The organism is Mycolicibacterium parafortuitum, from assembly GCF_002086815.1.
In the GTDB taxonomy this organism is placed as follows: domain Bacteria; phylum Actinomycetota; class Actinomycetes; order Mycobacteriales; family Mycobacteriaceae; genus Mycobacterium; species Mycobacterium parafortuitum.
Map to the genome: position 1 here is coordinate 80,557 of NZ_MVID01000025.1, position 13,659 is coordinate 94,215.

12 protein-coding genes are annotated in these 13,659 nt (G+C 70.0%); 10 read left to right on the forward strand and 2 right to left on the reverse strand.

What is annotated here, in order from left to right; translation table 11 throughout:
• The first annotated feature begins 5 nt into the window (after window positions 1-5).
• From cobA to BST38_RS22595, 3 genes are all read left to right on the forward strand, one after another.
• Window positions 6-1,241 carry a uroporphyrinogen-III C-methyltransferase gene (cobA, locus tag BST38_RS22585; RefSeq protein WP_083145719.1) on the forward strand — a complete coding sequence of 412 codons (1,236 nt, stop codon included), beginning with the start codon at window positions 6-8 and terminating at the stop codon, window positions 1,239-1,241.
• A gap of 33 nt (window positions 1,242-1,274) precedes the next feature.
• A complete protein-coding gene (locus BST38_RS22590) occupies window positions 1,275-2,903 on the forward strand; it encodes an MFS transporter (RefSeq protein ID WP_083145720.1) in 1,629 nt (542 codons plus the stop codon).
• 115 nt (window positions 2,904-3,018) lie between these two features.
• On the forward strand, window positions 3,019-4,776 hold the full coding sequence (locus tag BST38_RS22595; RefSeq protein ID WP_083145721.1) for a proline--tRNA ligase: 1,758 nt from the start codon (window positions 3,019-3,021) through the stop codon (window positions 4,774-4,776).
• Between the two features lie 3 nt (window positions 4,777-4,779).
• Here the strand turns inward: BST38_RS22595 and BST38_RS22600 are convergent, their stop codons facing one another.
• Window positions 4,780-5,265 carry a ferritin-like domain-containing protein gene (locus tag BST38_RS22600; RefSeq protein ID WP_083145722.1) on the reverse strand — a complete coding sequence of 162 codons (486 nt, stop codon included), beginning with the start codon at window positions 5,263-5,265 and terminating at the stop codon, window positions 4,780-4,782.
• Window positions 5,262-5,795 carry a twin-arginine translocation signal domain-containing protein gene (locus tag BST38_RS22605; protein WP_083145723.1) on the reverse strand — a complete coding sequence of 178 codons (534 nt, stop codon included), beginning with the start codon at window positions 5,793-5,795 and terminating at the stop codon, window positions 5,262-5,264. Before BST38_RS22605 ends, BST38_RS22600 begins: the two co-directional genes overlap by 4 nt.
• 182 nt (window positions 5,796-5,977) lie before the next feature.
• On the opposite strand from BST38_RS22605, the gene rimP reads away from it, so the two are divergent.
• The 7 genes from rimP to BST38_RS22640 all read left to right on the forward strand — a co-directional run bounded on the left by rimP (window position 5,978) and on the right by BST38_RS22640 (window position 13,656).
• A complete protein-coding gene (rimP, locus tag BST38_RS22610; RefSeq protein WP_083145753.1) occupies window positions 5,978-6,502 on the forward strand; it encodes a ribosome maturation factor RimP in 525 nt (174 codons plus the stop codon).
• Between the two features lie 2 nt (window positions 6,503-6,504).
• A complete protein-coding gene (gene nusA, locus BST38_RS22615) occupies window positions 6,505-7,569 on the forward strand; it encodes a transcription termination factor NusA (protein ID WP_083145724.1) in 1,065 nt (354 codons plus the stop codon).
• 92 nt (window positions 7,570-7,661) lie between these two features.
• Window positions 7,662-7,970, forward strand: a complete 309-nt coding sequence (locus BST38_RS22620) for a YlxR family protein (protein ID WP_181792037.1) — start codon at window positions 7,662-7,664, stop codon at window positions 7,968-7,970.
• Between the two features lie 102 nt (window positions 7,971-8,072).
• Window positions 8,073-10,871 (forward strand): translation initiation factor IF-2, encoded by a 2,799-nt coding sequence (gene infB / locus BST38_RS22625; protein WP_083145726.1) that lies wholly within the window; start codon window positions 8,073-8,075, stop codon window positions 10,869-10,871.
• On the forward strand, window positions 10,871-11,359 hold the full coding sequence (gene rbfA, locus BST38_RS22630) for a 30S ribosome-binding factor RbfA (protein ID WP_083145727.1): 489 nt from the start codon (window positions 10,871-10,873) through the stop codon (window positions 11,357-11,359). The genes infB and rbfA overlap by 1 nt, the downstream gene beginning before the upstream one ends.
• A 19-nt stretch (window positions 11,360-11,378) precedes the next feature.
• The gene (locus tag BST38_RS22635) at window positions 11,379-12,344 is read left to right on the forward strand and encodes a DHH family phosphoesterase (RefSeq protein ID WP_083145728.1); all 966 of its coding nucleotides are present in this window, start codon (window positions 11,379-11,381) and stop codon (window positions 12,342-12,344) included.
• The gene (locus tag BST38_RS22640; RefSeq protein WP_110781877.1) at window positions 12,337-13,656 is read left to right on the forward strand and encodes an MATE family efflux transporter; all 1,320 of its coding nucleotides are present in this window, start codon (window positions 12,337-12,339) and stop codon (window positions 13,654-13,656) included. The genes BST38_RS22635 and BST38_RS22640 overlap by 8 nt, the downstream gene beginning before the upstream one ends.
• The last annotated feature ends 3 nt before the right edge of the window (window positions 13,657-13,659 follow it).

A 13,659-nucleotide genomic window follows, 5' to 3' on the forward strand; every position in this document is an offset into this window, starting at 1 on the left:
GGCGGGTGACTTCTGCGGACGCGAGCAGCAATGGGGCGTCGGACAACGCCTATCTGGTGGGGCTGCGCCTGGCAGGTAAGAAGGTGGTCGTCGTCGGCGGCGGAACCGTCGCTCAACGGCGGCTGCCGCTGCTGGTCGCCAGCGGCGCCGACGTCCACGTCGTGACCAAGGCCGCCACCCCGGTCGTCGAGGCCATCGACGGAATCACGTTGACGTTGCGGGAGTTTCGTGACGAAGACCTCGACGGCGCCTGGTATGTGATCGCCGCCACCGATGATCCGGAGGTCAACGCGGCCATCGTGGCCGGCGCCGAGCGGCGCCGCGTGTTCTGTGTGCGCGCCGACATCGCCGTCGAGGGCACCGCGGTCACGCCGGCCACCTTCGAGTACGAAGGCCTGGCGGTGGGAGTGCTCGCCGGCGGGGAGCACCGGCGCTCGGCAGGCATCCGCACCGCGATCCGCGAGGCGCTGCAACAGGGTGTGATCGCCGAGGACGCCGGCGAGGCGGCCGGCGTCGTCAAGGGCGGCGTCGCCCTGGTCGGCGGCGGGCCCGGCGATCCGGAGTTGATCACGGTGCGCGGCAGGCGGCTGCTCGCGCACGCCGACGTCGTCGTCGCCGACCGGCTCGCCCCGCAGGAACTGCTCGCCGAACTGTCTCCCGAGGTCGAGGTCATCGATGCGGCCAAGATCCCGTACGGCCGGGCGATGGCGCAGGACGCGATCAACAGCGTGCTCGTGGACCGGGCCAAACAGGGCAAGTTCGTGGTGCGGCTCAAGGGCGGCGATCCGTTCGTGTTCGCCCGCGGCTACGAAGAGGTGATCGCGTGCGCCGACGCCGGGATCCCGGTGACCGTGGTGCCGGGTGTGACGAGCGCCATAGCGGTGCCCGCACTCGCCGGCGTCCCCGTCACCCATCGCGGCCTCACACACGAGTTCGTGGTGGTCAGCGGGCATCTGGCGCCCGACCACCCCGAATCGTTAGTGAATTGGGACGCACTCGCCGCCATGAATGGCACCATCGTTTTGCTGATGGCGGTCGAACGGATCGAACTGTTCGTCAAGGCGTTGCTGAATGGCGGCCGACCTGCAGATACACCGGTTCTGGTGGTGCAGCACGGCACGACATCTGCGCAGCGGAGTTTGCGGGCCACCCTGGCGGAGACGCCGGAGAAGGTCCGATCGGACGGGATTCGGCCTCCGGCGATTATCGTGATCGGCGCAGTGGCGGCCTTCGGCGCTTAAAGAGTTCTTAAGATTACTGTAGGGTAACCCGGTATGACGGCTCTCAACGATGCGGAGCGTGCCGCCATCCAACGTGATGCTAAAGCTAAAGGACGACAGGGCTCGAAGGCCTCAGGCCGAGCTCTGCCCGCCCGCGTCACGGCGACGGGTGAGACGGCGGGTGGCCGCGGAGGTGGCTCGGGACCACGGGGTAAGACCCCGGCCTGGGTGCCGTCGCGCCGGTTCTTCGCCGCGGTCATCGCGATCGGCGGCATGCAGCTTCTCGCGACGATGGACAGCACCATCGCGATCGTCGCGCTCCCCAAGATCCAGGACGAACTGTCCCTGTCCGATGCCGGACGCAGCTGGGTCATCACCGCCTACGTCCTGACGTTCGGCGGTCTGATGCTTCTCGGCGGACGCCTCGGCGACACCATCGGGCGCAAGCGGACCTTCATCGTCGGCGTCACGCTGTTCACCATCGCGTCGATCCTGTGCGGTATCGCCTGGGATGAGGCGACGCTGGTGATCGCGCGGCTGCTGCAGGGCGTGGGCGCGGCGATCGCGTCGCCGACAGCGCTGGCGCTGATCGCGACGACCTTCCCGAAGGGGCCGGCCCGCAACGCCGCCACCGCGGTGTTCGCGGCGATGACCGGTGTCGGATCAGTGATGGGCCTTGTCGTCGGCGGCGCGCTGACCGAGGTGTCGTGGCGACTGGCGTTCCTGGTGAACGTGCCGATCGGCCTGATCATGATCTATCTGGCCCGGAAGACGCTGCGCGAGACCAGCCGCGAACGGCTCAAGCTCGACGCGGCGGGCGCGCTGCTGGCCACCATGGGCTGCACCGCAGCGGTGTTCGGCTTCTCGATGGGCCCGGAGGCGGGCTGGACGTCACCGGTGACCATCGGTTCCGGCGTCGCCGCGGTCGGCTGCCTGCTCGCGTTCCTGTGGGTCGAGCGCACCGCCGAGAACCCGGTGGTGCCGTTCAACCTGTTCCTCGACCGCAACCGGGTGGCCACCTTCGCCGCGGTGTTCCTGGCCGGTGGCGTGATGTTCACGCTGACCGTGACCATCGGGCTCTACGTCCAGGACATCATGGGCTACAGCGCGCTGCGGGCCGGCGTCGGCTTCATCCCGTTCGTGATCGCCCTGGGCATCGGCCTCGGCGTGTCCTCGGCGCTGGTCTCGAAGTACCCGCCGCGGGTGCTGGTGATCGGTGGCGGTGTCCTCGTGCTGGCCGCGATGATCTACGGCTCGACGCTCGACGCCGGGATCCCGTACTTCCCGAACCTGGTGCTGCCGATCACCATCGGCGGGCTGGGCATCGGCATGATCGTGGTGCCGCTGATGATCTCCGCGATCGCCGGCGTGGGCTTCGACCAGATCGGTCCTGTCTCGGCGATCGCGCTGATGCTGCAGAACCTCGGCGGCCCCGTCGTGCTGGCGATCATCCAGGCCGTCATCACCTCGCGCACGCTGTACCTCGGCGGCACCACCGGTCCGGTCAAGGACATGAACGCCGCGCAGATGCACGCGCTCGACCAGGGCTACTCGTACGGCCTGCTGTGGGTCGCGGCGGTCGCGGTGATCGTCGGCGGTGTCGCGCTGTTCATCGGGTACACCGCCGAACAGGTTGCGCACGCACAAGAGGTCAAGGACGCGATCGACGCCGGAGAGCTTTAGCTCGACCTTGGACCTGCGAGAGCTTTAGCTCGACCTTGGGCCTGCGAGAGCTTTAGCTCGACATCGGGGCCTGCGAGAGCTTTAGCTCGCCCGGTAGTCAGTAAGGTGTTCCGCTGTGATCACCCGCATGTCCGAGCTGTTCCTGCGCACCCTGCGTGACGACCCCGCCGACGCGGAGGTGCCGAGCCACAAGCTGCTCATCCGCGCCGGATACGTCCGCCCCGTCGGCCCCGGGCTCTACAGCTGGCTGCCGCTGGGCCTGAAGGTGCTCCGCAAGATCGAGAACATCGTCCGCACCGAGATGAACGCGATCGGCGGGCAGGAGATCCTGTTCCCCGCGCTGCTGCCGCGTGCGCCGTACGAGACGACCAACCGCTGGACCGAGTACGGCGACACGCTGTTCCGGCTGCAGGACCGCCGCGGCAACGACTACCTGCTCGGGCCCACCCACGAAGAGATGTTCACCCTGACCGTGAAGGGGGAGTACTCGTCGTACAAGGACTTCCCGCTGCGGCTCTACCAGATCCAGAACAAGTACCGCGACGAGGCCAGGCCGCGGGCCGGCATTCTTCGTGGACGCGAGTTCCTGATGAAGGACTCCTACTCGTTCGACGTCGACGACGACGGCCTGAAGAAGGCCTACGACGCGCATCGTGAGGCCTATCGGCGGATCTTCGACACGCTGAAGGTCCGCTACGTCATCGTGTCGGCGGTGTCCGGCGCGATGGGCGGCAGCGCGTCCGAGGAGTTCCTCGCCGAGAGCGAGGTCGGCGAGGACACCTACGTGCGCTGCCCGCAGTCCGGGTACGCCGCGAACGTCGAAGCCGTCGTCACCACCGCCCCGGACCCGATCCCGCTGGACGGGCTGCCGGAGGCGGTCGTGCACGACACCCCGGACACCCCGACCATCGCGACACTCGTGGACTGGGCCAACAGCGCGAACCTGCCCAGCTTCGACGGCCGCACCGTGACCGCGGCCGACACGCTGAAGAACGTGATGCTGAAGGTCCGGGAGCCGGGCGGGGAGTGGGAGTTGCTGGCGATCGGTGTGCCCGGCGACCGCGAGGTCGACGACAAACGCCTCGGCGCCGCGCTCGAACCGGCCGAGTACGCGCTGCTCGACGACGCCGACTTCGCCAAGCACCTGTTCCTGGTCAAGGGCTACATCGGACCGAAGGCGTTGCTGGCCAACGGGGTCCGCTATCTGGTCGACCCCCGGATCGTCGACGGCACCCGGTGGATCACCGGCGCCGACGAGAAGAACAAGCACGTCGTCGACCTGGTCGCGGGCCGCGACTTCACCCCGGACGGCACCATCGAGGCCGCCGAGGTCCGCGAAGGCGACCTGTCCCCGGACGGGGCCGGACCGCTGGTCGCCGCACGCGGCATCGAGATCGGCCACGTGTTCCAGCTGGGCCGCAAGTACGCCGACGCGTTCGGCGCCGACGTGCTCGGCGAGAACGGCAAGCCGGTGCGGCTGACCATGGGTTCCTACGGGATCGGGGTCTCGCGGCTGGTGGCCGTGATCGCCGAGCAGCAGCACGACGAGCTCGGGCTGCGCTGGCCGTCGTCGGTGTCGCCGTTCGATGTGCACGTCGTCATCGCGAACAAGGACGCCGACGCGCGCACCGGCGCGACCGAACTCGCCGCCGCGCTGGACCTGGCCGGCGCCGACGTGCTGCTCGACGACCGGACCTCCTCGCCGGGCGTGAAGTTCAAAGACGCCGAGCTGCTGGGTGTGCCGTGGATCGTCGTCGTCGGGCGGGGCTGGGCCGACGGCGTGGTCGAGCTGCGCGACCGGTTCAGCGGGGAGAAGCGCGAGATCCCCGTCGAGGGCGCCGCCGAGCAGATCCGCGCCGCGATCACTGGCTGAGCGTCACTCGGATCCGCCGGGGAACGCGACGGTCACCGTCGCGTCCCCGCGGGCGGCCCGCCACCGGGCCGCGGTGACCGCGCATTCGGTCAGCGCGGTCACCGCGAACGCGCGCACCTCCTGGTCCGCGGTCTGCTCGACCACGGCCCGCCACGCGGTCGCGGCGTCCTCCTCCATTCGTACGGCGAGGTTCTCCGCATCGGTCGGGGAGTCAATCTCCATCGGCATCGTGTAGCCCGCGGCAGGCATCGCCGCCTCGGCGCCCTGGGCTTCGATCAGCGCTATCGCGGCCTCGCGGCGTGCCCGGTGTTCGGCGATCGCGTCCGACACCAGGTAGTTCATTTCCGGGATCGAATGCGCCGAGACTACGCCGTACCCGTAGATCGTCGCGTGTTCGACGGCGATGGCGTCGAACAGCGCGCCGGTCCCGGCGTCGCCGGGTCGGGTCGGCATCGCGTCTTCGGTGGAGGCGTTCTCGGGGGAGGTCATCGGCCTCGCCCCGCTCCGGCCAGCGCGACGGTGTAGGCGGCCGTGCAGGACGCCGCGATGGACGCCAGCAGACCGGCGCGGTAGCCCGACAGCACACGGGCGGACTTCGCCGCGCTGTCGGCCGACGTCCGTAGCGCACCGATCACGTCGTCGACCGTCGGTGGGGGCACCGACGCGGGTGTCGGGGCCGACGTCGGCGCCGCGGCGGACGGCTCGGTGGTCGCGGTGGGTGCTTGGTGGCCGGTCAGGCGCACGATCTCGTCGGCCAGCGCCTGAGCGTGTGCGGCCCGCTGCGCGGCGATGTCGGTCAGCACCGCGGCCAGCTTGCCCTTCGCGCTGTCGGCGACCTCCGCGGCCAGGTCACTGTCCGAGCGGGATCGGTCCAGCGCGGTGGTCAGATCGTCGAGGTCGGCCGGTGGGGGCGGTGTTCCGCAGCCGGCGCCGGCGACCCCGAGGGCTGCCAGGACGGCCGCGCCGGCGAGAACACGTCGACGGCTCAGGGTCGGCGGTCGGCTCGGCACGTGCCACATCCTGCCATCAGTACCGCGGCGGGCCGCGAATGTGCACCCGCGGCGGGCCGCGGGCGTGCCGCCAGGCCGCGGTCCTGCTTTTCGTGATTTGTCCTGCCGACGCTGGCGTATCGTGGGGAGTCGTGTTCGCGGGGCATCCCTCGCGAACCGTGTCCGGACAACTCAAGACGAGGAGCTTCACCGTGGCGGAGCGGTCTGCGGGATTACCGTCGCAACGACAGGTGGTCGAACTGCTCGACGGGGACTTCGCGCGCGCCGGTTATGACATCGAGGACGTGGTGGTCGACACCGCCGTCCGTCCACCGCGAATCACCGTGATCGCCGATGCCGACGGTGGCTTGGACCTCGACGCGATCGCTGAGCTGTCCCGCACCGCCGCGGAGCGACTCGACGTCCTCGACACCCCGCCGTACGTGCTCGAGGTGACCTCACCGGGCGTCGACCGCCCGCTGACGACCGAGAAGCACTACCGCCGCGCACAGGGACGGCTCGCCGAGCTGACCCTCGACGACGGCTCCACGGTGACCGGACGCATCGGTCAGGTGCACGACGGCACCGTGGACGTGATCGTCCGGGAGAAGCGCGCGAATCTGACCGTCCGCGACATCACACTCACCACGGTGGTCAAAGCCGTTGTCCAGGTGGAGTTTTCGCCGCCTAATCCGCGGGAATTGGAACTGGCCGGCGTCTCCGGAGAGGAAGCCTGAACATGAACATCGACATGGCGGCCCTGCACGCGATCGAGGCCGACAAGGGAATCACGGTCGACGTCGTCGTCGACACCATCAAGTCGGCCCTGCTGACCGCCTACCGGCACACCGACGGGCACGAGCCCGACGCGCGCATCGACATCGACCGCAAGACCGGTGTCGTCAAGGTGATCGCCCGGCAGACCGACGAAGACGGCAACGTGCTGCACGAGTGGGACGACACCCCCGAGGGGTTCGGCCGGATCGCGGCGACCACCGCCCGTCAGGTCATCCTGCAGCGGCTGCGCGACGCCGAGAACGAGAAGAACTACGGCGAGTTCTCCGCCCGCGAGGGCGACATCGTCGCCGGCGTCATCCAGCGCGACGCGCGCGCGAACGCCCGCGGCCTCGTGGTGGTCCGGATGGGCAGCGAGACGAAGGGCTCCGAGGGCGTCATCCCGGCGGCCGAGCAGGTTCCCGGTGAACGCTACGAACACGGCGACCGGCTGCGCTGCTACGTCGTCGGCGTGAGCCGCGGCGCACGCGAGCCGCTGATCACGCTGTCGCGCACCCACCCCAACCTGGTGCGCAAACTGTTCTCGCTGGAGGTTCCCGAGATCGCCGACGGCTCCGTCGAGATCGTCGCCGTCGCGCGTGAAGCCGGGCACCGGTCCAAGATCGCGGTCGCGTCCCGCGCGCCCGGCCTGAACGCCAAGGGCGCCTGCATCGGCCCCATGGGCCAGCGGGTGCGCAACGTGATGAGCGAGCTGTCCGGCGAGAAGATCGACATCATCGACTACGACGAGGACCCGGCGAAGTTCGTCGCCAACGCGCTGTCGCCGGCCAAGGTGGTGTCGGTGTCCGTGATCGACGAGGCCGCGCGCGCGGCCCGGGTGATCGTGCCGGACTTCCAGTTGTCGCTGGCGATCGGCAAGGAAGGCCAGAACGCCCGGCTCGCGGCGCGGCTGACCGGCTGGCGGATCGACATCCGCAGCGACGACGCGTCCCGCGACGGCGATGACGGGAGCCCGCACCCCGGGGCGCGGCAGGCTCCGCATCCCGATGCCGCTCACGGCGCCGGCTGAGGTGGCGCGGAAACACATTGCGCACCGGTTTTCTTCTCCACGCCGCCCTGGCGGTAGACTCACCTGTGATCCAGCACGAGGCATCGGCTCGGATGCGTGAAAACACCAAGGCACCCTCCGGGGGACCGGTGCGGACATGTATCGGATGTCGGAGACGAGAGCTGGCCGTCGAACTGCTTCGGGTTGTCGCGGTCGACAGTGTCGTCACTGTCGATTCAGCGGGAAAGCTTCCGGGGCGGGGTGCCTGGTTGCATCCCGATCCGGAGTGTCTGCAGGCAGCGATGCGCCGGCGAGCGTTCGGCCGAGCGTTGCGTATCACCGGTTCACCGGACATCACCGCGGTGTCGGACCGTCTCTCCAACGGGGAGGCGCTCGACATGCCCGGTCAAGAGAACAGGTAAGCGAAGAACATGAGCACACCGTGAAGTCCCGATGACCATGCGTCATAGCTAAACCGAGGCGCGGCGCCTACCACCGCTGTCGCCTCTCAGACAGGAGATGTAGTGGCAGGTAAAGCCCGCGTGCACGAGTTGGCTAAGGAACTCGGTGTCACAAGCAAGGAAGTACTCGCCCGTCTGGGCGAGCAAGGCGAATTCGTCAAGTCCGCATCGTCGACGGTGGAAGCACCCGTCGCGCGACGTCTGCGGGAATCGTTCGGTGGCGGCAAGTCCGACAAGGTGAAGCCCGGCGCCGAGGCGTCCAACGGCGCACCCGCGAAGCCGTCCGCCCCCGAGAAGCGCCCCGGCCCGCGCCCGGGCCCCCCGGCACCCGCGCAGCCCAAGGCCGCCGAACCGGTGGCACCCGCCGCGGCCGCGCCGACCCCGGCAGCCCCGACGCCTCCGCCGGCCGCGACGCCCGCGCCTCCGCCGGCAGCACCGGCCGCACCGGCGGCATCGGCCGCACCCTCCGAGGCACCGGCCGCACGGCCCACCCCCGGACCGCGTCCCGGACCTGGTGGTCCGCGCCCCGGGGCACCCAAGCCCGCTGCGCGCACCCCGCGCGTCGGCAACAATCCGTTCTCCTCGCAGCAGCCGGTCGAGCGTCCCGCGCCCCGGCCGCAGGCCGGCCCCGGCGGTCCGCGTCCCGGCCCGGGTGCCGCAGGCCCCCGCCCCGGCGGCGGTCCGCGTCCCGGCGCAACGCCCGGCAACATGCCTCCCCGCCCGCAGGGCGCACGTCCCGGTGGCGGTCCCCGTCCCGGTGGCGGCCCGCGTCCCGGTGCCGGCCCACGGCCGACGCCCGGTGGCGCAGGACGTCCCGGCGGTGGCGGCGGCGGTAATTACCGCGGCGGCGGCGCCGGTGGTGGCGGTGGCGCCGGAGGCGCAGCAGCCGGCGGTTTCCGCGGTCGTCCCGGTGGCGGCGGTGGTCGTCCCGGTCAGCGCGGTGGCGCAGCCGGCGCGTTCGGTCGTCCCGGTGGCGCGCCCAAGCGTGGTCGCAAGTCGAAGCGCGCGAAAAGGGCCGAATACGAGAACATGCAGGCCCCGGTCGTCGGTGGTGTGCGGCTTCCGCACGGCAACGGCGAGACCATCCGGCTGGCCCGCGGCGCATCGCTGAGCGATTTCGCCGAGAAGATCAACGCCAACCCGGCCTCGCTGGTGCAGGCGCTGTTCAACCTCGGTGAGATGGTGACCGCGACGCAGTCCGTCGGCGACGAGACCCTCGAGCTGCTCGGCAGCGAGATGAACTACGTCGTGCAGGTCGTGTCCCCGGAGGACGAGGACCGCGAACTGCTGCAGTCGTTCGACCTGTCCTACGGCGAAGACGAGGGCGGCGAAGAGGACCTCGAGTTCCGTCCGCCGGTCGTCACCGTCATGGGCCACGTCGACCACGGCAAGACCCGACTGCTCGACACCATCCGTAACGCGACCGTACGTGAGGGCGAGGCCGGCGGCATCACCCAGCACATCGGTGCCTACCAGGTCACCGTCGAGCTGGACGGCAACGAGCGGCCGATCACCTTCATCGACACCCCGGGTCACGAGGCGTTCACCGCCATGCGTGCCCGCGGTGCGAAGGCCACCGACATCGCGATCCTGGTGGTCGCGGCCGACGACGGCGTCATGCCGCAGACGGTGGAGGCGGTCAACCATGCGCAGGCCGCCGACGTGCCGATCGTGGTGGCGGTCAACAAGATCGACAAGGAAGGCGCCGACCCGGCCAAGATCCGCGGTCAGCTGACCGAGTACGGCCTGGTGCCCGAGGAGTACGGCGGCGACACGATGTTCGTCGACATCTCGGCCAAGGCCGGCACCAACATCGAGCAGCTGCTCGAAGCGGTGATCCTGACCGCCGACGCATCGCTGGACCTGCGGGCCAACCCCGACATGGAGGCCCAGGGCGTCGCGATCGAGGCCCACCTCGACCGTGGCCGCGGCCCGGTGGCGACCGTGCTCATCCAGCGCGGCACGCTGCGGGTCGGCGACTCGGTGGTGGCAGGCGACGCCTACGGCCGCGTCCGTCGCATGGTCGACGAGCACGGCGAGGACGTCACCGAGGCGCTGCCGTCGCGTCCGGTGCAGGTCATCGGCTTCACGTCGGTGCCCGGCGCGGGTGACAACTTCCTCGTCGTGGACGAGGACCGCATCGCCCGCCAGATCGCCGACCGGCGCAGCGCGCGCAAGCGCAACGCGCTGGCGGCCCGCACCCGCAAGCGGATCAGCCTGGAGGACCTGGATTCGGCGCTGAAGGAAACCAGCCAGCTGAACCTGATCCTCAAGGGCGACAACGCCGGTACGGTCGAAGCCCTCGAGGAGGCCCTGCTGGGCATCCAGGTCGACGACGAGGTGCAGCTGCGCGTCATCGACCGCGGTGTCGGTGGCGTCACCGAGACCAACGTCAACCTGGCGTCGGCCTCGGATGCGATCATCATCGGCTTCAACGTCCGCGCGGAGGGCAAGGCCACCGAGCTGGCCAACCGCGAGGGCGTCGAGATCCGCTACTACTCGATCATCTACCAGGCGATCGACGAGATCGAAGCCGCGCTCAAGGGCATGCTCAAGCCGATCTACGAGGAGAAGGAACTCGGCCGCGCCGAGATCCGGGCGATCTTCCGGTCGTCCAAGGTCGGCAACATCGCCGGCTGCCTCGTGCAGTCGGGGATCATGCGCCGCAACGCCAAGGCGCGCCTGCTGCGTGACAACGTGGTGGTCGCCGAGAACCTCACCATCTCGTCGCTCAAGCGGGAGAAGGATGACGCCACCGAGGTCCGCGAGGGCTACGAGTGCGGTTTGACGCTGACCTACAACGACATCAAGGAAGGCGACGTCATCGAGACCTACGAGCTGGTCGAGAAGGCCAGGACGTAATGCCTGATCCCGCACGGGCCAAGCGGCTCGCCAAGCGGATCTCCACGCTCGTCGCCTCGGCCATCGAGTACGAGATCAAGGATCCGCGGCTGGCCGGGGTGACGATCACCGACGCCAAGGTCACCAACGACCTGCACGACGCGACGCTGTACTACACGGTGTTGGGCCGGTCCCTCGACGAGGAACCCGACTACGAGGGCGCCGCCGCCGGCCTGGAGAAGGCCAAGGGCGTGCTGCGTACCCGAGTCGGCGCCTCGTTGGGGGTCCGGTTCACCCCGACGCTGGCGTTCGCGCGCGACACCGTGCCCGATACCGCGCACCACATGGAGGCGCTCCTGGCAAAAGCCCGCGCGGCTGATGAGGATTTGGCGAGAGTTCGCGAAGGCGCCAAGCACGCGGGCGAGGCCGACCCTTACCGTGTAGTCGGGGAGGACGAGGCAATCGGGGACGCTGAGGACAAGGGTGGCGCCGACACGCTCGATAACTGATCCGACGGCTCACGCCCGCATGCCGGGCGTGAGCGTGGACGCCTGCGGTGCGGCGGAACTGCTGACCCGGGCGGAAAGCGTGAGCATCGTCTGCCACGTCTTCCCGGACGCCGACACGATCGGTGCCGGGCTGGCGCTGGCGTTGGTGCTCGACGCCGCGGGCAAGTCGGTCGACGTCAGCTTCGCCGAGCCGGACACCCTGCCCGACTCGCTGCATTCGCTGCCCGGTGGGCACCTTCTGGTGCCCCCGGCGCGGATGCGACGCGACGCCGACCTGGTTGTAACAGTCGACATCCCCAGCGTGAACCGGCTGGGCGCGCTGGCCGAGATCGCCGACGGCGCTGCCGACGTGCTCGTCATCGACCATCACGCGTCGAATCAGTTGTTCGGTACCGCCAACTTCGTCGACCCGACCGCGGATTCGACGACGATGCTGGTCGCCGAGCTGCTCGACGCATGGGGCAAGCCGATCGATCTCGCGGTGGCACACTGCCTCTACGCCGGGTTGACCACCGACACCGGATCGTTCCGCTGGGCGAGCGCGCGGGCGCACCGGCTGGCGGCCCGACTGCTCGAGGCCGGTGTCGACAACGCCGCGATCAGTCGCACGCTGCTCGACACACACCCGTTCGCATGGCTGCCGATGCTGTCGAGGGTGCTTGGCTCGGCCGAACTGGTCACCGACGCGGTCGGGGGCCGCGGGTTCGTCTACGCGGTCGTCGACCACGACGAGCTGGCGAATGCGCGGCCCGAGGAAGTCGAGAGCATCGTCGACATCGTCCGCACCACCGCGCAGGCCGAGGTGGCCGCGGTGTTCAAGGAGATCGGGCCGGCGCGCTGGTCGGTGTCCATGCGCGCCAAGACATTCGACGTCGCCGCGGTCGCGGGCACCTTCGGCGGGGGCGGGCATCGCCTGGCCGCCGGATACTCGGCGACCGGATCGGCGGCCGATGTCGTCGCGGCCCTGCGTGCGGCCCTTGGCTGACGGCGTTGCTCCGGCAACCAGCCGGCGCATCGCCGGGCTGGCGTTCCCGGCGCTGGGTGTCCTGGCCGCCGAACCGGTCTATCTGCTGTTCGACCTGGCGGTCATCGGCCGGCTCGGGGCACTGAGCCTGGCCGGCCTGGCCATCGGCGCGCTGATCATGGGTGTGCTGAGTTCCCAGCTGACCTTCCTGTCCTACGGCACGACGGCCCGCGCGGCCCGGTTCTACGGCGCCGGTGACCGCACCGCCGCCGTCGGTGAGGGCGTGCAGGCGACCTGGCTGGCGCTGGGCATCGGCACCGTGATCGTCGCCGTCGTGCAACTGACCGCGGTGCCGCTGGTGTCCGCGCTGTCGGCCGGCGGGGAGATCGCCGAGGCCGCCCTCCCGTGGGTGCGGATCGCCAGCCTCGCCGTCCCGGCCATCCTGATCGCCGCGGCGGGCAACGGGTGGATGCGCGGGGTGCAGGACACCATGCGGCCCCTGCGGTATGTGGTGGTCGGCTTCGCGCTGTCGGCGGTGCTGTGCCCGTTGCTCGTGTACGGCTGGCTGGGATTCCCGGAACTCGGGCTGCCCGGCTCGGCGGTCGCCAACGTGGTCGGGCAGTACCTGGCCGCCGTCCTGTTCTGCCGTGCGCTGGTCGTCGAGAAGGTGCCGCTGCGGCTGCGCCCCGCGGTGCTGCGCGCGCAGGTGGTGATGGGACGGGACCTGATCCTGCGCACCATGGCGTTCCAGGCCTGCTTCATCTCCGCCGGAGCCGTCGCGGCACGCTTCGGTGCGGCCAGCGTCGCAGCGCACCAGGTGGTGCTGCAACTGTGGAGTTTCCTTGCGCTGGTGCTCGATTCACTGGCCATCGCCGCGCAGTCGCTGGTCGGCGCGGCGCTCGGTGCCGGGCAGCTGGCCCATGCCAAGGCGGTGGCGTGGCGGGTGACGATCTTCTCCAGCATCGCGGGCGTGGTGCTGGCCGGGGTGTTCGCGCTGGGTTCCTCGGTGTTCCCGACGGTGTTCACCACCGATCAGTCGGTGCTCGACCAGATCGGTGTGCCGTGGTGGTTCCTGGTGGCCCAGTTGCCGGTCGCCGGGATCGTGTTCGCCATCGACGGGGTGCTGCTCGGCGCCGGCGACGCGACGTTCATGCGCAACGCGACGCTGTTCAGCGCCCTGGTCGGGTTTCTGCCGCTGATCTGGCTGTCGTTGGCGTTCGGGTGGGGCCTGCTCGGCATCTGGGCCGGGTTGAGCACCTTCATGGTGCTGCGATTGGTGTTCGTCGGGTGGCGGGTGCTGTCGGGACGCTGGCTGGTGCCGGGCACGCGCTGAGGT